Origin of the sequence: Yersinia sp. 2540 StPb PI (assembly GCF_052217165.1) — a bacterium.
GTDB lineage: Bacteria > Pseudomonadota > Gammaproteobacteria > Enterobacterales > Enterobacteriaceae > Yersinia > Yersinia enterocolitica_E.
Window position 1 is genome coordinate 2288430 of the sequence record NZ_JAZGQC010000001.1, and the last position, 19390, is coordinate 2307819.

Sequence of the window (19390 nt, forward strand, 5' to 3'; positions counted from 1 at the left end):
TGCTTATCGGTACTGTTACAAGTTGTGGGGATTCAATACACTGTGTAAACGCTTATGCAGAGCCTATCGGAGGTAAAGATGCGCTCGTTAGGAGATATGCCCCGCATTGTGATTATTTCAGAAGTGCTGGGGATGCTGTTACTGGTTGTTGCCTACCTAAGTATTAATGGCTACTTGTCATTATCTGGTTCAATGGGAACACCGGCTGTCGCCATTATTATGATTTTTGTCGGGATTGGCCTGATGCTCCCTGCCGCTGCGTGTATTGTTTGGCGCGTAGCGAGTGGTTTTGGACCACTATTAGGTAGCGCCGATAGAATATCAAGGCCGCCATCCAACAAAGAATCAGCGGCAGAACAGACCAAAAAGGATAATAAACCCGATCAGGATAATGACTGAGTCTTTATAAGGGCATTAAATTTGTCGGTATTGATCATAGCACTGTCGGTTAATATTCCGTAAGCTATGCCACTTTTCGTCTTATGAGAATCGTGAGGTAGGTAGTTATGGATTCACTCATCGTCCCGGATTTAGCCTTATTACGGCGTTGGCTGGATCAACTCGGTATCTCATTTTTTGAGTGCGACTCCTGTCAGGCGCTGCATTTGCCACATATGCAGAACTTTGAGGGCGTGTTTGATGCCAAAGTTGATTTGGTTGATAACATTGTCTTGTTCTCGGCGCTGGCTGAAGTCAGGCCGACGGCCCTTATCCCGTTAGTCGCGGATCTGAGCCAAATAAATGCCAGCTCGCTGACGGTTAAAGCCTTTATCGATATTCAGGATGATAATTTGCCGAAATTGATTGTCTGCCAGTCACTGACGGTAGAAGTCGGTGTCACATTTGCTCAATTTGGCTATTTTATGCAGCAGTGTGAAGAGCAGATTTCGATGATCATTCTGGAAGCCCGTGCCAATGATTTACTGTTTATTGGCAACAGTGACGACGATGAATCGCTACAGACGGCGACGGCTTATCCGGTTATCCACTAATATCCCTTCATTAAATGTGCCGCTGATAGCGGTGGCACACTACTATTTCCCCTGTAAACCATAAGATATTCTGCTTTTTACCCTACTTTGCCAGATATTTATCGCCGTTTATGCCATTAGTGGCGCATTACATAGATAGAATATGCATAAAAAATCGATAAAAGGCGTTTTTTACCCTAGAGTATGGTACGGATTGCCAAGTACGGTTATGCTGCTGTTTCTGCAAAGGGCATAATATTCCTCCGCCTAAACAGTGATTATTCTTACCAGGTGAATAATCACTCACCGTGCATAGTCATGCATCTGGTGCAGGTGGCAATAGCACTCGGCAGGGCAAAGGTGTTGTATCCTGGCGGATACAAATTTAGCGCACGACTTCACCCCCTATTCTGGAGGAGTTAACGGATGTTCACCCATCGTAAAAAGTGGTTATCGGGTGTTGCTGCTGGCTTGTTAATGGCCGCGTCCGTCTCAGCATCTGCTGAGGAAAAAACACTGCACGTTTACAACTGGTCCGATTATATCGCACCCGATACGCTGGCTAATTTCCAAAAGGAAACCGGCATTAAGGTTGTCTATGATGTGTTTGACTCCAACGAGGTGTTGGAAGGTAAGTTGATGGCCGGGAGTACCGGGTTTGATTTAGTGGTGCCATCAGCCAGTTTCCTTGAGCGCCAATTGTCTGCGGGTGTCTTTAAGCCGTTGGATAAAAGTAAGCTACCTAATTATAAAAATCTCGATCCTGAGTTGTTGGCGCTGGTCAGCAAACACGACCCAGAAAATAAATATGCTATTCCTTATTTGTGGGCGACAACAGGTATCGGCTATAACGTCGAGAAAGTGAAAGCTGCTCTGGGGAAAGATGCGCCAGTAAACAGTTGGGATCTGGTGCTGAAACCTGAAAATCTTGAGAAGTTGAAAAGTTGCGGTGTCTCTTTCCTGGATGCACCAAGTGAGATCTTTGCAACTGTACTCAATTACTTAGGTAAAGATCCAAACAGTATTCAGGCGACCGACTACACCGGTCCTGCTACTGAATTGTTGCTGAAACTGCGGCCGAACATCCGTTACTTCCACTCTTCACAATATATTAATGATCTGGCAAATGGTGACATCTGCGTCGCTGTCGGTTGGGCCGGTGACATCATGCAGGCGTCTAATCGGGCCAAAGAAGCGAAAAATGGCGTGAATGTGGCCTACAGCATTCCGAAGGAAGGCGCATTAGCGTTCTTTGATGTGTTTGCGATGCCATCTGATGCTAAAAATCAGGATGAAGCCTATCAGTTCCTGAATTACCTGATGCGCCCTGATGTGATTGCTAATATCAGTAATCATGTGTTCTATGCCAATGCCAACAAAGCGGCAACGCCATTGGTAAATGCAGAAGTACGTGATAATCCTGGTATTTATCCGCCAGCGGATGTGCGTGCCAAAATGTTCACGCTGAAAGTACAAGACCCGAAAATTGATCGTGTGATCACCCGGGCTTGGACAAAAGTGAAAAGTGGTAAATAACCCATTGGGGTGAATCAGTAGCCTGTGCTCAACGCGTGACTGATATCACATTGATGGAAAGTGAAATGAACGAGGGTAGGGGCAGGGAGTTTATCTTCCTGTTCCTGTTTTTTATTGTGCCGCATCTTAAATGCGGCCTGTTCTGCTTTTACGGAGAGCACGCTGAGTGAATGATGTAATTCCCCGCCCGCAGCCAAAATCCCAGAAGGTGTTTACACCCTTGTTGGAGATCCGCAACTTAACCAAATCATTTGATGGTCAGGCCGCGGTAGATGACGTCAATCTGACTATCTACAAAGGTGAGATTTTTGCGCTGTTAGGGGCTTCAGGCTGTGGTAAATCCACCCTGTTGCGGATGCTGGCCGGCTTTGAGCAGCCCACTCAGGGGCAGATAGTGCTCGATGGGCAGGACTTGTCTCATGTGCCGCCGTATCAGCGCCCGATCAATATGATGTTCCAGTCTTATGCGTTATTTCCCCATATGACGGTTGAGCAAAATATCGCGTTTGGCTTGAAGCAAGACAAGTTACCTGCTGATGAGATCAAAAGCCGCGTTGCAGAGATGCTGACATTGGTGCACATGCAAGAGTTTGCTAAGCGTAAACCACATCAACTCTCTGGCGGGCAGCGTCAGCGCGTGGCTCTGGCCCGTAGCTTGGCCAAACGGCCAAAACTGCTGTTGCTGGATGAACCCATGGGGGCGTTGGATAAAAAGCTGCGTGACCGGATGCAACTGGAAGTGGTTGATATCCTTGAGCGGGTGGGGGCGACCTGTGTGATGGTTACCCATGACCAGGAAGAAGCGATGACGATGGCCGGGCGCATCGCCATTATGAACCGTGGCAAGTTTGTGCAAATTGGCGAACCGGAAGAGATTTATGAACATCCGAACAGCAGATTCAGCGCTGAATTTATCGGCTCGGTGAATGTATTTGAGGGGGTACTAAAAGAGCGGCTGGATGATGCATTGGTGATTGACAGCCCTGGTCTGCGCCATCCATTGAAAGTGGATTCTGATGCCTCGGTGGTAGACGGTGTCCCGGTATTTGTGGCTCTGCGCCCGGAAAAAGTGATGTTGTGTGAACAAGTGCCAGAAGATGGCTGCAACTTCGCGGTCGGTGAAGTGGTACACATTGCTTATCTGGGGGATTTATCCATTTATCATGTGAAGTTACACAGCGGGCAGATGCTGAGTGCACAGCTACAAAATGGTCATCGCTACCGTAAAGGGATGCCAACCTGGGGCGATGAAGTGCAATTATGTTGGGATGCTGACAGTTGCGTGGTTTTGGGTAATTAAGAGCCTTGGGGAGTTAATATCGTGATGTCTAAATCTACCCGTGGGGCAGCAGAACCACCGACCCGTACTGTCGGGCCGATTAAGGCTTTTGTCCAGCGTTACCAAATGGCGCATGGCCGTAAACTGGTTATTGCCATGCCTTATTTGTGGCTATTTCTGTTGTTTATGTTGCCGTTCCTGATTGTATTCAAAATCAGTCTGGCCGAGATGGCGCGCGCCGTACCCCCTTATACCGATCTGGTTACCTGGCTGGACGGCAAGTTGGATATCTCGCTCAATCTGGGTAACTATCTGCAACTGCTCGATGATCCGCTGTATATCGATGCTTACCTGCAATCACTGCAAGTGGCTGCGGTGTCGACGCTATGCTGCCTGATTATCGGCTATCCATTGGCTTGGGCGATTGCACACAGTAAATCATCCACTCGTAATATCTTATTGCTGTTGGTGATTTTACCGTCATGGACATCATTCCTCATTCGGGTTTATGCCTGGATGGGTATTCTGAAAAACAATGGAATCTTGAATAATTTCCTGATGTGGACCGGGATTATTGATCAACCGCTGATTATTCTGCACACCAATCTGGCGGTATACATTGGTGTGGTCTATTCCTATCTGCCATTCATGGTACTGCCAATCTATACTGCGCTGACCCGACTGGATTATTCGTTGGTGGAGGCGGCGCTGGATCTGGGGGCCAAGCCATTTAAGACCTTTATCAGTGTCATTGTGCCATTGACCAAAGGTGGCATTGTTGCCGGTTCCATGTTGGTGTTTATCCCTGCGGTGGGTGAGTTTGTTATCCCTGAACTGCTCGGTGGGCCGGACAGCATTATGATTGGTCGTATTTTGTGGCAAGAGTTCTTTAACAATCGCGATTGGCCGGTTGCCTCGGCGGTTGCGACGGTGATGTTAGTGCTGCTGATTGTGCCGATACTTTGGTTCCACAAGCATCAGAATAAAGAGATAGGAGGCCCGGTATGAATAACCTACCGGAAGTACGTTCGGTCTGGCGTCGGGTGATCCTTATTGTCGGTTATACCTTCTTGTATGCGCCGATGTTGATGCTGGTTATCTACTCATTTAACAGTTCTAAACTGGTAACCGTATGGGCGGGGTGGTCAACCCGTTGGTATACAGAGCTATTTAATGATTCAGCGATGATATCTGCCGTTGGCCTGAGTCTGACTATTGCCGCCGCCTCCGCCACGATGGCGGTGGTTCTGGGGACAATAGCCGCGGTGGTGATGGTGCGTTTTGGCCGTTTTCGCGGTTCAACCGGTTTTGCTTTTATGCTGACAGCGCCGTTGGTGATGCCCGATGTGATTACCGGTTTATCATTGCTACTGCTGTTTGTTGCTATGGGGCATGCTATCGGTTGGCCAGCAGAGCGTGGCATGTTCACCATCTGGTTGGCGCACGTCACCTTCTGTACTGCCTATGTGACGGTAGTGATAAGTTCTCGTCTGCGTGAGCTGGACCGTTCTATTGAAGAAGCCGCCATGGATTTGGGGGCCACACCGCTGAAAGTGTTCTTCGTGATTACCGTGCCGATGATTGCACCGGCATTAATCTCCGGCTGGTTATTGGCCTTTACTTTATCGCTGGACGATTTAGTGATTGCCAGCTTTGTTGCCGGCCCTGGGGCGACAACCTTGCCGATGCTGGTCTTTTCTAGTGTGCGGATGGGGGTCAATCCAGAGATTAATGCCCTTGCCACACTTATCTTGCTGGTGGTCGGGATAATCGGTTTAATCGCGTGGTGGTTTATGTCCCGTTCGGAAAAGCAGCGGTTGCGTGAATTACGAAAAGCTGCCCGTAGCTGATTGCCGTTAAAACTGTTAGGCTTCATTCTGCTTTAACGCCGCTGACCAGCGGCGTTATTGTCAGGAATAACATTAGGTTGCAGCAACCGGACTGAGGGCAGATAGGGCAACATGAGAAAACTATTTTCATCCTTAGCATTTTCATCCTCTGCAACGACGCCAGTACCGGTCCTCATCGCCGGTACAGCCATTATTGCTACCCGTATCCTCGGCGTATTATTATTGGTTGCGACTCTGGGGTGGGTGGGTACCGGCGAATTTATCAGTGAAAGTCTGCAAAGCTGGGATTTTGGCCTGATCTTCTTGGCCAGTGTGGTGCTATTGCTGTTAGACATTGTCTGCGGCGCTGCGGTGTGTTATCGCAAGAACTGGGCGCGTTGGTGCTATTTGGCGTGTCAGATTATCGCGAGTGTTTATTTGTTGATGGTGTCACTGGACTGGTTGTATTTAGATGTTTTTCGGGTTGAAGGTGATACCGGCAGCGAAATTTTACATAGCCTCCTGTTACAGAAGATCCCCGATGTGGTGATTATCGGTTTGCTGTTTTTCCCCTGGTACCGCTATTTCCCTCAGTCAAAATGAGTGTTTAGCGCGGCACAATGCTACAATTCGCCTCATCAACAGCCTCGGCTGCAAATTATTCAACTTCTCAGATTATAACGGTCAATATTAATGCATTGCGCACAGTATACGGCGGGTCGCTGTCGTTCCTGCCAGTGGCTGGATAAACCCTATCCACAACAACTGGCTGACAAACAACATCATTTGGAGAGCCTGCTAGCTGGTCACCCTGTGGCTCAGTGGTTAGCGCCGGTTTTCGGGCGTGAGAACGCTTTTCGTAATAAAGCGAAAATGGTGGTCAGTGGTAGTGTTGAACGGCCGCTATTGGGGATGTTGCATCGTGACGGTACCCCGGTCGATTTATCTGACTGTCCACTCTATCCGGCCAGTTTTGCCCCGGTCTTTACCGTGCTGAAAACGTTTATAGCCCGCGCTGGTCTCACACCCTATAACATTGCACGTAAACGCGGCGAGCTTAAATTCCTGTTATTGACTGAAAGTACTTATAGCGGTGAGTTAATGCTGCGCTTTGTACTGCGTTCTGAAACCAAGCTGGCGCAATTACGCGCAGCACTGCCATGGTTACAGCAGCAATTGCCTCAACTGGCTGTTATCTCGGCTAATATTCAGCCAGTGCATATGGCAATCTTGGAAGGGGAGCAAGAAGTCCCGTTAACTGAACAGCAGGCGCTGCCCGAACTGTTTAATCAGGTACCGCTGTTTATCCGGCCACAAAGTTTTTTCCAGACCAATCCTCAGGTTGCCGCCTCACTGTATGCCACGGCACGGCAATGGGTGCGGGAGCTGGATATCAGCAGTATGTGGGATCTGTTTTGCGGAGTAGGTGGTTTTGGTTTGCATTGTGCCAGCGCCGAGACACAACTCACCGGTATTGAAATCAACGCGGAAGCCATCTCCTGCGCACGTCAATCGGCGCAGCAGCTAGGATTAAAGAATGTCAGTTTTGCCGCACTGGATTCCACCCGTTTCGCCACCGCAGAAACGCAAGTGCCGCAGTTGGTCTTGGTTAACCCCCCACGGCGTGGCATGGGGGCTGAACTGTGTGACTATCTTGCTCAGATGGCACCTGAATTCATACTCTATTCAAGCTGTAATGCGCAGACAATGGCGAAAGATATCAGCCTGTTAACCGATTACCATATTGAGCGGGTGCAGTTGTTTGATATGTTTCCGCATACTGCTCATTACGAAGTCCTCATATTGCTTACCCTGCGTCCTTGAAGCTGTAGGGTTGTTGGCTGCGTTCACTTACCCGAATCACTTACTTGAGTAAGCTCATCGGGATGCGTTCGCTTGCCGCCTACCTACAACTGCAATGACTTTGGGGAAGTTATTAAATCAGTTTGGAAACCACTTATCATTGATGGCTTTATATGTCCCGTCAGCTTTAACGGCATCAATGGCTTTATTCAACTTCTCCAACAATGCGGTATTATCCGGGCGTACCGCAATGCCAAGGCCAGTGCCGAAGTATTGTGGGTCGGTCACATGTTCGCCAACTGATGCCAGATTCGGATTGGTTTTAAGCCACTCATTCACTACAGCAGTATCACCAAACACCCCATCAATACGGCCATTTTTCAGGTCAATAATGGCATTCTGGTAGCTGTCATAAGCCACTGTCTGAATTTCAGGATGCAAATCCTGCAAATATTTCTGATGAGTGGTGCCATTTTCCATCCCGATTTTCTTGCCTTTCAGGTCGGCAAAAGAACTGAATTTACCTTTCGGCGCAATCACAATGGCGGAGTTTGCATAATAAGGCTGGGTGAACGCGACCTGTTTGCTACGCTCAGGGGTAATATCCATGCCAGAAATGACGGCATCATAACGTTTGAATTTCAGTGCTGGGATAAGACTATCAAAAGCCTGATTGGTGAAGGTACAGTTGGCCTCCATTTGTTTACACAACGCTTTTGCCAGATCCATATCGAAGCCGACGATTTCGTTATTGGCATCCATTGATTCAAATGGCGGATAGGTGGCTGAGGCAGCAAAACGAATAGTTTCTGCGGCAGTCGCGCTGAAAACCATACCACTGAGTAGGGTTGCCAATAGTAACTTTTTCATGCTTAAACTCCTGTCTGAATTTTTTTAATAGAATATGTTATTAGTTATTGATTTTATTATGTCTTGTGATGCTTCATCACGATTTATTCGGATGGGTGATGAGGTTTACATTGCCAGTTTATGAATTTATATGCAAGTAATGTGATTAAAAATTTGTTTTTTTATTTTAATTACAGGAAGGACAAACTAGAGGTTTGGGTTCGCGCGGGATTACATAAGGGGCCACGCTTATGGCCCCTTTGCCGGTTGGTTCATTGGAGGTCAGGTGAGCTGTGAAGCCCTAACAGCCGAATATGATCACTAAACAGCTAACAACCAAATTGGTCACAAAATCAAAAGAATAATCTTAATTCCGCCGCTCAAACGCCAGTGCTCTGCGTTCCACCAATCTCATCAGCAACGTTAGCAAACCATTCACGCACAGATAGACAATCCCGGCGGCACCAAACACCATCACGTCATAGGTACGGCCATACATCAGTTGGCTATAGCCCATAACTTCCATCAATGTGATGGTATAAGCCAATGAGGTACTTTTGAATACCAAGACCACTTCATTGGAATAGGATGATAATGCGCGCTTAAAGGCAAATGGCAGTAGGATGCGTAACGACTGGGCTTTTGACATCCCCAATGCTTCGCAAGATTGCCATTGACCCGATGGAATTGCCCTAACTGCACCGTAGAACAGTTGCGTAGTATAGGCCGCACTGTTCAATGCCAACGCAATCATTGCGCACAACCAAGGTTGCGACAATAAGCTCCATAACCACGGATATTCACGGATAGCAGGGAATTGACCTGGACCGTAATAGATCAAAAAGATCTGCACCAGCAGCGGGGTGCCGGTGAACAGTGTGATATAAATTTTAACCAGTGGCGTGATAATCGGTGTTTTTAGCGTTAACACAATGGTAAACAGCAGCGACAACACCAGTGCCACCAACAGTGATGCAATCGTCAACGTCAGGCTGGTATGCAGCCCTTTAAGGATCTCGGGTAAATATTCCAGCATCAGGATGGGCTCCGTTCAAAACGAGTGGTACGGAGTTCAATCCATTTGAGCACATACTGGCTCAGCAGAGTCACCACCAAGTAGATTGCCGCTGCAATTACATACCAAGTGAAAGGTTCCTGGGTCCGGGTTGCAATACTTTTGGTTTGTAGCATCAGGTCATTGACGCTGATAAGCGACACTAACGCCGTATCTTTCAGCAACACTAACCACTGATTGCCCAAGCCTGGCAATGCATGACGCCACATCTGCGGCATGATTAAACGGAAGAAGATGGCCGCCTGACTCAAACCCAATGCCTGACCTGACTCCCACTGCCCGATAGGCACTGCTTTCAGTGCGCCGCGTAAGGTTTGCGAGGCGTAAGCAGAATAGAGCAGGGCGAGTGCGATAACACCACACAAGAACGGACTCACCTCAAAATTATCAATATTGAGCTTAATGGGTAGCTCAAACAGATAAAGATTTAGGGTAAAACCGTCCGACAGCATCATCAACAACTGGGAGGAGCCGAAATAGATAAACAGGACCACCAGAATCTCCGGTAGCCCACGCAAAATGGTGACCCAGCCGGTAGTCAGGTAGCTGACCACTTTCACCCGTGATGATTCACAGACGGCAAACAGCATCGCCAGAACCAGACCGAGGGCCAGTGCACAAACGGCAAGGCCGACGGTCATACCGGCGGCGCTTGCTAAAGGTTGAAATTCATTCATGGGTGCTTAGATTACTGCTGGAACCATTTTTTATAAATTGTCTGATAGGTGCCATCTGCTTTAACTTTCGCCAGTGCAGCATCTAACTTACCCTGTAACTCGGTGTTGTTCTGACGCACTGCGATACCTAAACCGGTACCGAAATAGTCAGCGTCAGTCACTTTGTCACCCACCGCAGCGAGTTGGTTATTCTGCTTCAACCACTCGTTGACGACCGCGGTGTCGCCAAATACTGCGTCCAGACGGCCATTTTTCAAATCAAGAATAGCATTCTGATAGCTGTCATAAGGTACGGCGGTAATTTCAGGGTGTTTTTCCATCAGGTATTTCTGATGGGTAGAACCATTTTGCATCCCGACGCGTTTGCCTTTCAGGGCCGCCAAATCAGCCACTTTACCTTTCTCAGCGATAAACAGTGCGGAGTTATCGTAATAAGGTTTAGTAAAGGCAACTTGTTTTTGGCGCTCAGGGGTAATGTCCATACCTGAAATCACCGCATCAAAACGTTTGAATTTCAGGCTTGGAATCAAGCTGTCAAAGGCTTGGTTGGTAAAGGTACATTCGGCTTGCATCTCTTTACACAGCGCATTAGCCAGATCGATATCGAAGCCCTGCATTTTATTATTGGCATCAATAAATTCGAATGGCGGATAAGTGGCTTCAGCCGCGAAACGGATAGTTTCCGCGGCAGAGGCGGACAGACTGATACTGGCAAGGACGGCCGCTATTATTAATTTTTTCATCGCAAATTCCCAAATAGATATCAATGTGACAGATAGCTGGCAAAAGCTTCGGTTGTTGGTTGTGTAAAGTGGCTGGCATCACCTTGTTCCACCACATGACCGTTTTCCATGTAAACCACACGGCTGGCCGTTTTACGGGCCACTTCAACCTCATGGGTAACAATCACCTGAGTGATGCCGGTGCCGGCCAATTCACGGATGATACTGACGATTTGTGCGGTAATCTCCGGGTCAAGTGCCGCTGTGGGTTCGTCAAACAGCAAAACTTGCGGCTCCATCATCAACGCGCGGGCAATCGCCACTCGCTGTTGTTGGCCACCAGAAAGGTGCAGGGGGAAGCGGTCAGCAAAATCAGTCAAACGCAACCGTGACAGCAGCTTCTGCGCACGTGCCATGGCTTCATCTTTTGATAGACCCAGCACACGGCAAGGGGCTTCAATCAGGTTTTGTACCACTGACAGATGTGGCCAAAGATTATATTGCTGAAAGACCATACCCACATTCTGGCGCAATTCGCGAATCGCTTTTGCACCGGGAGCCTGAGTAAAGTCGAAGTGATTACCAGCGATCTGCAAAGTCCCTGAACGGGGCATTTCCAACAGATTCAGTACGCGCAGTAATGAGCTTTTACCTGCACCGCTTGGCCCTAATAGCACTAAGGTCTCGCCAGCCGGGCAGTCTAATGTAATGTCGAACAGCGCCTGATGTACGCCGTAATAACAGTTAATTCCGTTAAGTTGAATACTCATGCGCCAAATCTGAATAGCCAATGATGCGGTGAATGGTAACTTCCGCGGCATACTTATGCAATCTTTGTGCGTTAAAATTTATTAATAACCAGAATAAACCCAGCAAAATAGCATAACATTTGGATTTGACTGATATCCGAGGGAATTTGTCACGCGATGCATAAATCTGACAGAGCTATCCCCGTCATCTTTCACATTGCAGGGGTGTTGGCTGCTCTCGCTAACCCGAATCACTTGACTGTGTAAGCTCATCGGGATGCACTCTTTTGCCGCCTACCTGCAATTCGAAATCTATAGGGGATGCTCATTTTCTTTCAAATTACAGGGGTGTTGGCGGCATTTGGGGCTGGTTAGTGATCACCCAGTAGCTGCCGCAAGCTCCCTGCCGGTGCAGATACCCCCATAAAACGGATATCGTCGACAACCCAGCATGTCCCTTCACGTATCATCAGCACTTCGTCTTGCCACATCACCGATTGGCCACCCGCAGTTTGATGCGTCAAATTAACCCGCAGCGGAATATTTCTGGCATCGGTATTGGGAATGGTTGAGGCACTGGCAACGTCGGCACTGGTACTCCCTTCCCGCAGGCTGGTGAAAATATCGCCGTTTATGGTTTGAGTTTTATTCACCTGGGTCGTAGTGCGGTTGCCAATCTGTTTTCTGGCAATCTGAATTTGCTCGTACAACGCCTGACTCAAATAAGGGCGAAATTGGGCCGAGAGATTATCATCAGGTAAGCCACTTTGATGACCAATTTGTTGCACGCGGAGGTCATAGAATTTTTGCGCTACGGTATCCGGCCCACCTTCAACACAAGGTGTAGCACGGCTGCTGATATCCTTATAAGCGGGATCAACGGTGCTGGTACAGGCGCTAAGCAGAATGGCAAGAGGAAGAACAAGGGCAATATTTTTCTTTTTCATATGATGACCTTAGGTGAAAGAATCTGTTATGAAAGTTATTTCAGTATATACCCAAAGTCATCAGAGTTGCAGTTGGTCAGTAAATCAACCATTTCCACCAATTTTTACCTAGGGTGCTGTTTTACTTAGCGCATAACTTACCGTGCTCTTTCAGCCAGCGGGCGGTACGGATAATCCCTTCGTCCAGTGAGACAATGGGCCGATAGCCTAATTCTTCTTCAGCCCGGTGGGTATCCAACGTTAGATCAAAATTGAGCTTAGCGACGCCATAATGTGTCAGCACCGGCTCTTTTTCTGCTTTATTTCCCAGTTTCTCCATGGCTCTGGCCATGATATCCATCATCGGGTAGGGCACGGAGCGGATACGGCATGTCATATCCAACTCTTCCAGTAAATGTTGCACGATGGTGCGCAACGGGCGGGGCTGCTGATTAGTAATATTATAAGCGCGACCGGACAGCGTGTTCTCACGTTGAGTCGCCAGCCACATCGCATGCACCGCATTTTCCAGGTAAGTCATATCCACCAACGCATCACCGCCACGGGGTAACAGCAAAGTGCCATAATACTTAATCATCTGTAACAGGCGCGGCAGCATCACGGTGTCGTGAGGGCCAAATAACCCCTGCGGGCGTAAAATAGTGAAATGTGTTTGTGGATTGGAAAGTGCTAATTGTTTGATAACCTCTTCACCGGCAGCTTTACTGCGGGCGAACTCGTTAGCAAAACGTGCCGGGCGGAAGTCCTCCTGAATATTTCGATGGTGGTGATAATCGAAATAAATAGCCGGTGAGGAGATATGAATAAAATTCTCCACACCATAGGCTGCGGCCCATTCCCCCAAACGGCGTGTGGCGCGCACATTAGCCAGTTCGAACGCCTGTTCGGTGCCCCAAGGAGAGGTAAAACTAGAGCAATGCCATAGGGTATCGACGTCTGCCAGCATGGCTTTCGCCTGCGAGGAGACCAGGTTTGTCAAATCTGCATGAATAAATTCAGCACCTATTTTTGTCAACAATGCGCCCATCGCCGGATTGTTGCCGGTGGCGATGACTTTAATACCCTGACGACGGAGATATTCAACGGCATTTCGACCTAACCCACAGGTTGCACCGGTGACCAATACCTTCATAGCGAATTCGGTTCCCACCAAAAATCAGAATGCTAGCGTTTGGAATCATTCGCCCAGCAAATAAGATGCCATTCTTTCGTGAAATGCGGTGCTATGCAATCAGAATCCCCTGCTTACTTGAATTTGCAGCGTTATTAGCTGCAACGCCCATTAAATAGGGGATGCATCACGCCGTTTGATTTAAGGCTCTGATTCGTTGTGCGCGGGTGCGGTAGGTTCACGATCATATTGCTCGGCCAGCGCCGCGATGCGTTTTGCCATTCCACGGAAAATAAACAGGTGTGCTGGCATCATGACAAACCAGTACAGTAAACCGCTAAAACCGGCCGGATGCCACCACGCCCGCACATCAATGCTTCGGCAGCCACCTAAATCCTTGATAGTAAAAGTGAGACGGCCCAGACCCGGCGCTTTCATGCCGAACATCATGGCTAACTGGCGTAATGGTTTGATTGTAATGACTTTCCAACCATCAATCAGGTCACCTAATGCCAGTGTTTCCCGCTCTGGGCGGCCATATACCACGCCACCACCGGCGATGTCATCCATCCAGGCGCGGATTTTCCATAACGGATTACCATAAAAATAACCTTCTTTACCGCCGATTTGTTGCACCACGTGCCACAGCGCCTCGCTGGAGGCGGTGGTCGATAGCTGGCAACCGGCCTGTTTAGGGTAAAATCCGTAGCCGGGCCGCCAGCGGGCGCGGGCCTCGGGGTCGTAGCCCCAATCGGCGGAGTCGACCACTTCATCTTCACGGCGCAGTGTCTCTTTGACCGCGTCGTCAAAACTTATCAGCTGTTGTGGGATAAGCGCCTGCAAAGCTTCACCATTGGCTGGTAAATCATGGTTCAATCCGGCAATCAATGCACTGGCAATCGGCGTGGGTACCGAGGTGACCAGATTGATGAAATAAACCGAAATAAACCGGGTAGGGAGTGGGATCGGTATCAGCCAACGCCGTTTACCACTGATCGCAATAAAGCGCTCAAACAGGGTCTGATAACTGATGTATTCCGGCCCGGCAACCTCGAAAATTCGGTTATCTTGTGCCGGATGGTTGAGTAATTCAGTCAAATACACCAGCAGGTTATCCAGTGCAACGGGCGACGATTTAGAACGAACCCAGCGTGGCGGGGTGAGGATGGGCAGGTTATAAACCATATCGCGCATCACTTCAAACGCGGCCGAACCGGGGCCGACGATAATACTGGCCCGTAGTTCGGTGACCGGAATGCCGCTTTGGCGCAGCAGCTCACCGGTTAACTTGCGCGCAATCAGATGAGGCGAGCTGTTATCCTCGGGTTGTAAGGCACCTAAATAAATAATCTGTTTCACCGTGGACGATGAGGTTGCGGCGCTGTGTTGTAGCGCCGTTTTCAGATTATTAGCAGCAATACGTTCCTGTTCAATCAAGTCCTGCCCGTCGCCCATACCATGAACCAGATAATAAACAACATCAATATCTTGCAACGCAGCACTGAGTGTGGCTGGCTGATAAAGATCAACAAAGTGACAATCGACTCCCGGCCACTGTTGTTCTTTTAACCACTCAATGCGGCGGGCGGCGGCAATGACATGGTGTCCTTGTTGGCTAAGCTTTGGAACCAGGTGCTGGCCGATATAGCCACTGGCACCTAATACCAATATCCGTTGCGGTGTCATGAGCACTGCTCGGTCAAAAATTCACGCCACAGTGCAACCACTTTCTCCAGATCATGGCGGCTGATATTAAGGTGAGTAATCATTCGAGTTACCGGGCCTGCACTGATCAATACACCGCGTTCACGCATCCAAGGGCCAAGCTTGGCGGCAGCCTCGGCGGATTGCTTAATATACAGTACGTTGGTCTGTGCTCCGGGTGCTGCAATTTCGATATCCAATGCGCGCAGTTGCTGCTCTAGCCATATTGCATTGTCATGGTCATCTTTTAACCGGCTGACATTGTGCTCTAAGGCATACAAGCCTGCCGCGGCCAGAATACCCGCTTGACGCATACCGCCACCGGTCATTTTACGCCAGCGGCGGGCGCGTTGAATATACTCAGCACTGCCGCACAACAGGGAACCCACCGGTGTGCCCAACCCTTTTGAGAGGCAAATCGTCAGGGTATCGCAATACTGGCTGATCTCGCTTAGTGGCACATTTAAGGCGACGGCCGCATTAAAAATACGTGCGCCATCGATATGCAGTGCCAGTTTCCTCTCTCGAGTCAGCGCCCAGGCTTGCTGTAAATAACGAAGAGGCAACACTTTGCCGCTATGGGTATTTTCCAAACTCAACAGCCGGGTCTGAGCAAAATGAATATCATCGGGTTTGATGGCTGCCAACACTTTATCCAGTGGCAGGGTACCGTCATCATTGGCTTCAATAGGTTGTGGCTGAATGCTACCAAGCACTGCCGCGCCACCGGCTTCATACAGATAGTTATGGGCTTTCTGACCGACAATATACTCTTCACCCCGCTGGCAGTGGGTTAATAGTGCCACCAAATTGGCCTGGGTGCCGGTTGGCAGGAACAGTGCCGCCTCCTTACCTGACAGGCTGGCGGCTTTAGCTTCCAAGGCATTAACCGTTGGGTCATCGCCATAGACATCATCACCCACTTCAGCGTTAGCCATCGCATTGCGCATTGCGGTGTCAGGTTGAGTTACTGTGTCACTACGTAAATCGATCAGCATAATTTTCTCGCGGTCAGAATAAGAAGATATTCTTCATCATAGCCAGATTGATAAAACAAGAAAGGAGTGAAAGGTATTATTTAGCTATTTGGTGAGTAATATTTATCGTGATAACTGATAATTAATTCGAATCGGCATTATTGGCTGATTTATTAGGATTTTTCTCGCTGAGCATAGACCAAACACGAAAATGTATTAATTTCCTCCAGGCATTTGCCTTGTTTATCGGTAAAAAAACGCGTTTCCAGTTCGTGGGCATCAGCCTTATCCAATAATATGAAACCGTATTGCTCCAGCAAGGTATCTATGCCGCGGGTAGTGATACCAAACGTCCACTCTTCGCCAATACTGCGCACACGTTCAACACTCTCTTTTGCGCCATATTCCGGGTTGTGCTGGGGTAAGCCTTCTTCGTCGGTTAATACCGAGAGTTCCGTCAACAGATGAGCATAAACAAAGTCGCAGATAATTTGGCTACCTTCATTGCAGTAGTCACTTATGGCACTAAACAGTGTTTTTACCTGTTCTGGCTCGAGATACATCAATAACCCCTCCAGCAGAAACAGGCATTTTTCACCCGCTTGTAACGGGATATCCGCCAGAATGTCCGCCAGACTTTGCAGATTAAAATCAAGGGGTAAAAAAGTTAGATTGGTAGGTGGGGTGATATCACACTCACGGAGTTTCTCTATTTTAGATTGTTGCATGGCTGGATGATCTATCTCATAAACCCGGCTATGTTGCAGTGCGTGATAGAAACGAATCGCTCTTGAATCAAAGCCCGCACCCAGAATAAATATTTTACTAAATCGACCTGCGGTTTTCTTAAATAGATCATCGATATACAAGGTTCTGGCGACAATATAAGGGTAAATTCCTGCCGGGGTAGCGATATGTAAACTATCATCGCCCAATAGAAAAGTTTTCTGCATCATAGAAAAGAATGAATGGAAGGTCTGGCTTAGAATAACCGCCACGTAATCATCACTTTTAAAATAAGGCCGTTTATCACCGTATGACTTTGCCCGCAGTAAACAGGTTAATTCAGCCGTAGCCGAAGTCCCTGATTTGGCTCTCTTTGACATAATGACACCACCATAAATAAAGTTAGCGTGCTGCTTATATAGCTACTAACAATTATCCTGATAAATAATGGCAACCACTGATTAAAAGACAGTACGCCTCTATTTGCTATTTTGCTGGGTGGCGAGTAAAAAATGTCGTTTATGACACATAAAATATAAGGATAATTTCTGTCTCAATCAGGAACTGAAGGGGGGGAACAATGAAAGTGATTAAATAACCACTTTCATTGCTAATTATTCTGTTACCAGATGGCTTTGGGAATCAGCGGAGCCAGTTGGTTTTTGCCAGCTCGACCACCTCATCGCCACGGCCATTAATGATAGCCCTTAGCATGTAAAGGCTGAATCCTTTGGCTTGCTCAAATTTGATTTGTGGTGGCATCGCTAGCTCTTGCTTGGCGGTGACCACATCGAGCAAAACCGGCCCCGGATGAGCGAAAGCACTCTCCAGTGCGGCATCTAATTCGCCGGCTTTCTCGACCCGAATCCCTTTGATACCGGCGGCATTGGCAATGGCGGCAAAGTCTGGATTATGCAAGTCAGTGCCATCGGTCAGATAGCCACCGGCTTTCATCTCCATGGCGACAAACCCCAGAACACTGTTGTTAAACACCACAATTTTCACCGGCAGTTTTAATTGTGCCAGAGTGAGAAAATCCCCCATCAGCATGGTGAAACCACCGTCACCGCATAAGGCAACCACTTGTCTGTCAGGGGCCGTTGCTTGCGCGCCAATGGCTTGCGGCATGGCATTGGCCATCGATCCATGGTTAAACGATCCCAGTAAACGCCGCTTACCGTTCATTTCCAGATAGCGGGCCGCCCATACCGTCGGTGTGCCGACATCACAGGTGAATATTGCGTCATCAGTGGCATGGCGGCTAATCTGTTGTGCCAGATATTGCGGGTGGATGGGTTGATTATCATTGGCGGTTGCCAAACCATCCAGATCTTTACGGGTGGTACGGTAGTGCTCTAACGCTTTTTGCAAAAATGTGCTGTCACTTTTGACTTCTAGTTGTGGCAACAGCGCGCTAAGCGTGGTTTTGATATCGCCGACCAGCGCCATATTGACCGGGCAATGTGCACCAATACTGCCGGGGTTGATATCAATTTGGATGATATTGGCGTTGGTTGGATAGAATGCACGGTAGGGGAATTGTGTTCCCAGCAGAATCAGGGTATCGGCATTGAGCATGGCATGATAGCCGGAGGCAAAACCAATCAGCCCTGTCATGCCAACGCTGTAAGGGTTATCCCACTCAATATGTTCTTTCCCGCGCAGGGCATGTACTACCGGGGCTTGCAGCATTTCAGCTAACTTCACCACTTCATCGTGGGCGTCAGCACAGCCGCTACCACACATTAGCGTGATATTTTTCGCCTGATTAAGCGTTTGCGCCAAAATGTTCAACTCACTCATCAGCGGCTGAACTAGCGGTAATTTGGGGGTTTGCCACACGATGGCGGCATCTTCTGGTGCAGGTTGTAACGCCACGTCACCTGGCAATACGATCACTGAAACGCCGCGATTGAGGATGGCTTGACGCATGGCGATTTCCAGCACCCGTGGCAGCTGTTCCGGGTTAGAAACCAGCTCACAATAGTGGCTGCATTCGCGAAACAGTTCTTGCGGATGGGTTTCCTGGAAATAACCACTGCCAATCTCACTGGAGGGAATATGTGCGGCAATAGCCAATACGGGGACATGATTACGATGACAGTCAAACAGGCCATTAATCAAATGCAAATTACCCGGGCCACAGGAGCCGGCACAGACTGCTAACTGCCCGGTGAGTTGTGCCTCAGCCCCGGCGGCAAAGGCGGCCACCTCTTCATGGCGAGTACCCAGCCATTCGATAGTGCCCATCCGATGCAGACTATCACTCAGGCCATTGAGCGAGTCGCCGGTTACACCCCATATTCGCTTAACACCTGCTTGTTCCAACGTTTTTGCGACCAGTGTTGCCACAGTTTGCTTCATAGTTGTGTTCCCTCAAGGATTAATGGCGAGTCATTATTCTATGAGGTCAAAGTATGGCGCGTTTGGCAATA

Annotated in this window: 19 protein-coding genes; 8 read left to right on the plus strand and 11 right to left on the minus strand. The window is 48.6% G+C overall.

The window, feature by feature from the left end; all coding sequences use genetic code 11:
- Window positions 1-78 precede the first annotated feature (78 nt).
- The 8 genes from V1956_RS10330 to rlmC all read left to right on the plus strand — a co-directional run bounded on the left by V1956_RS10330 (window position 79) and on the right by rlmC (window position 7439).
- Window positions 79-399 carry a YbjC family protein gene (locus V1956_RS10330; protein WP_372559362.1) on the plus strand — a complete coding sequence of 107 codons (321 nt, stop codon included), beginning with the start codon at window positions 79-81 and terminating at the stop codon, window positions 397-399.
- A gap of 107 nt (window positions 400-506) precedes the next feature.
- Window positions 507-992: a YbjN domain-containing protein gene (locus V1956_RS10335; RefSeq protein ID WP_442825074.1), complete on the plus strand. Its 486-nt coding sequence runs from the start codon at window positions 507-509 to the stop codon at window positions 990-992.
- A gap of 405 nt (window positions 993-1397) precedes the next feature.
- Window positions 1398-2507: a spermidine/putrescine ABC transporter substrate-binding protein PotF gene (gene potF, locus V1956_RS10340; RefSeq protein WP_083158400.1), complete on the plus strand. Its 1110-nt coding sequence runs from the start codon at window positions 1398-1400 to the stop codon at window positions 2505-2507.
- 166 nt (window positions 2508-2673) lie between these two features.
- The gene (potG, locus tag V1956_RS10345) at window positions 2674-3807 is read left to right on the plus strand and encodes a putrescine ABC transporter ATP-binding subunit PotG (protein ID WP_083158401.1); all 1134 of its coding nucleotides are present in this window, start codon (window positions 2674-2676) and stop codon (window positions 3805-3807) included.
- A 24-nt stretch (window positions 3808-3831) separates the two neighbouring features.
- On the plus strand, window positions 3832-4794 hold the full coding sequence (gene potH / locus V1956_RS10350) for a putrescine ABC transporter permease PotH (RefSeq protein ID WP_372559361.1): 963 nt from the start codon (window positions 3832-3834) through the stop codon (window positions 4792-4794).
- A complete protein-coding gene (potI, locus tag V1956_RS10355; RefSeq protein WP_050084992.1) occupies window positions 4791-5636 on the plus strand; it encodes a putrescine ABC transporter permease PotI in 846 nt (281 codons plus the stop codon). Before potH ends, potI begins: the two co-directional genes overlap by 4 nt.
- Before the next feature lie 111 nt (window positions 5637-5747).
- Window positions 5748-6218 (plus strand): YbjO family protein, encoded by a 471-nt coding sequence (locus tag V1956_RS10360; RefSeq protein WP_372559360.1) that lies wholly within the window; start codon window positions 5748-5750, stop codon window positions 6216-6218.
- Between the two features lie 90 nt (window positions 6219-6308).
- Window positions 6309-7439 carry a 23S rRNA (uracil(747)-C(5))-methyltransferase RlmC gene (gene rlmC / locus V1956_RS10365; protein WP_442825075.1) on the plus strand — a complete coding sequence of 377 codons (1131 nt, stop codon included), beginning with the start codon at window positions 6309-6311 and terminating at the stop codon, window positions 7437-7439.
- Window positions 7440-7556: 117 nt separating this feature from the next.
- On the opposite strand, the gene artJ (V1956_RS10370) is transcribed toward rlmC, so the two are convergent.
- From artJ (V1956_RS10370) to poxB, 11 genes are all read right to left on the minus strand, one after another.
- Window positions 7557-8288 carry an arginine ABC transporter substrate-binding protein gene (artJ, locus tag V1956_RS10370; protein ID WP_372559358.1) on the minus strand — a complete coding sequence of 244 codons (732 nt, stop codon included), beginning with the start codon at window positions 8286-8288 and terminating at the stop codon, window positions 7557-7559.
- Window positions 8289-8634: 346 nt separating this feature from the next.
- Complete coding sequence (artM, locus tag V1956_RS10375; protein WP_032899150.1) at window positions 8635-9303, minus strand: arginine ABC transporter permease ArtM; 669 nt, start codon at window positions 9301-9303, stop codon at window positions 8635-8637.
- Window positions 9303-10019, minus strand: a complete 717-nt coding sequence (gene artQ / locus V1956_RS10380; protein WP_005184781.1) for an arginine ABC transporter permease ArtQ — start codon at window positions 10017-10019, stop codon at window positions 9303-9305. Before artQ ends, artM begins: the two co-directional genes overlap by 1 nt.
- An 11-nt stretch (window positions 10020-10030) precedes the next feature.
- Window positions 10031-10762: an arginine ABC transporter substrate-binding protein gene (gene artJ / locus V1956_RS10385; RefSeq protein WP_005184779.1), complete on the minus strand. Its 732-nt coding sequence runs from the start codon at window positions 10760-10762 to the stop codon at window positions 10031-10033.
- A 20-nt stretch (window positions 10763-10782) separates the two neighbouring features.
- On the minus strand, window positions 10783-11511 hold the full coding sequence (gene artP / locus V1956_RS10390; RefSeq protein ID WP_050074082.1) for an arginine ABC transporter ATP-binding protein ArtP: 729 nt from the start codon (window positions 11509-11511) through the stop codon (window positions 10783-10785).
- A 350-nt stretch (window positions 11512-11861) separates the two neighbouring features.
- The gene (locus V1956_RS10395; protein WP_372559357.1) at window positions 11862-12437 is read right to left on the minus strand and encodes a lipoprotein; all 576 of its coding nucleotides are present in this window, start codon (window positions 12435-12437) and stop codon (window positions 11862-11864) included.
- 121 nt (window positions 12438-12558) lie between these two features.
- Window positions 12559-13569 (minus strand): NAD-dependent epimerase/dehydratase family protein, encoded by a 1011-nt coding sequence (locus tag V1956_RS10400; protein ID WP_372559356.1) that lies wholly within the window; start codon window positions 13567-13569, stop codon window positions 12559-12561.
- A gap of 180 nt (window positions 13570-13749) precedes the next feature.
- Complete coding sequence (locus tag V1956_RS10405) at window positions 13750-15234, minus strand: DUF2867 domain-containing protein (protein WP_372559355.1); 1485 nt, start codon at window positions 15232-15234, stop codon at window positions 13750-13752.
- On the minus strand, window positions 15231-16250 hold the full coding sequence (gene ltaE, locus V1956_RS10410) for a low-specificity L-threonine aldolase (protein WP_372559354.1): 1020 nt from the start codon (window positions 16248-16250) through the stop codon (window positions 15231-15233). Before ltaE ends, V1956_RS10405 begins: the two co-directional genes overlap by 4 nt.
- Before the next feature lie 152 nt (window positions 16251-16402).
- Window positions 16403-17335: a class I SAM-dependent methyltransferase gene (locus tag V1956_RS10415; RefSeq protein ID WP_442825076.1), complete on the minus strand. Its 933-nt coding sequence runs from the start codon at window positions 17333-17335 to the stop codon at window positions 16403-16405.
- Between the two features lie 262 nt (window positions 17336-17597).
- Complete coding sequence (gene poxB, locus V1956_RS10420; protein ID WP_372559352.1) at window positions 17598-19319, minus strand: ubiquinone-dependent pyruvate dehydrogenase; 1722 nt, start codon at window positions 19317-19319, stop codon at window positions 17598-17600.
- Between the last annotated feature and the right edge of the window lie 71 nt (window positions 19320-19390).

Excerpts from the sequence above, each read along its gene's own strand:
- V1956_RS10400 (WP_372559356.1), bottom strand. The coding sequence starts at position 13,569 with ATGAAGGTATTGGTCACCGGTGCAACCTGTGGGTTAGGTCGAAATGCC.
- ltaE (WP_372559354.1), bottom strand. The coding sequence starts at position 16,250 with ATGCTGATCGATTTACGTAGTGACACAGTAACTCAACCTGACACCGCA.
- V1956_RS10360 (WP_372559360.1), top strand. The coding sequence starts at position 5,748 with ATGAGAAAACTATTTTCATCCTTAGCATTTTCATCCTCTGCAACGACG.
- artQ (WP_005184781.1), bottom strand. The coding sequence starts at position 10,019 with ATGAATGAATTTCAACCTTTAGCAAGCGCCGCCGGTATGACCGTCGGC.
- V1956_RS10415 (WP_442825076.1), bottom strand. The coding sequence starts at position 17,335 with ATGTCAAAGAGAGCCAAATCAGGGACTTCGGCTACGGCTGAATTAACC.
- rlmC (WP_442825075.1), top strand. The coding sequence starts at position 6,309 with ATGCATTGCGCACAGTATACGGCGGGTCGCTGTCGTTCCTGCCAGTGG.
- artM (WP_032899150.1), bottom strand. The coding sequence starts at position 9,303 with ATGCTGGAATATTTACCCGAGATCCTTAAAGGGCTGCATACCAGCCTG.
- poxB (WP_372559352.1), bottom strand. The coding sequence starts at position 19,319 with ATGAAGCAAACTGTGGCAACACTGGTCGCAAAAACGTTGGAACAAGCA.
- potI (WP_050084992.1), top strand. The coding sequence starts at position 4,791 with ATGAATAACCTACCGGAAGTACGTTCGGTCTGGCGTCGGGTGATCCTT.
- potF (WP_083158400.1), top strand. The coding sequence starts at position 1,398 with ATGTTCACCCATCGTAAAAAGTGGTTATCGGGTGTTGCTGCTGGCTTG.
- V1956_RS10330 (WP_372559362.1), top strand. The coding sequence starts at position 79 with ATGCGCTCGTTAGGAGATATGCCCCGCATTGTGATTATTTCAGAAGTG.
- artJ (WP_372559358.1), bottom strand. The coding sequence starts at position 8,288 with ATGAAAAAGTTACTATTGGCAACCCTACTCAGTGGTATGGTTTTCAGC.
- V1956_RS10395 (WP_372559357.1), bottom strand. The coding sequence starts at position 12,437 with ATGAAAAAGAAAAATATTGCCCTTGTTCTTCCTCTTGCCATTCTGCTT.
- V1956_RS10405 (WP_372559355.1), bottom strand. The coding sequence starts at position 15,234 with ATGACACCGCAACGGATATTGGTATTAGGTGCCAGTGGCTATATCGGC.
- V1956_RS10335 (WP_442825074.1), top strand. The coding sequence starts at position 507 with ATGGATTCACTCATCGTCCCGGATTTAGCCTTATTACGGCGTTGGCTG.
- artJ (WP_005184779.1), bottom strand. The coding sequence starts at position 10,762 with ATGAAAAAATTAATAATAGCGGCCGTCCTTGCCAGTATCAGTCTGTCC.
- potH (WP_372559361.1), top strand. The coding sequence starts at position 3,832 with ATGTCTAAATCTACCCGTGGGGCAGCAGAACCACCGACCCGTACTGTC.
- artP (WP_050074082.1), bottom strand. The coding sequence starts at position 11,511 with ATGAGTATTCAACTTAACGGAATTAACTGTTATTACGGCGTACATCAG.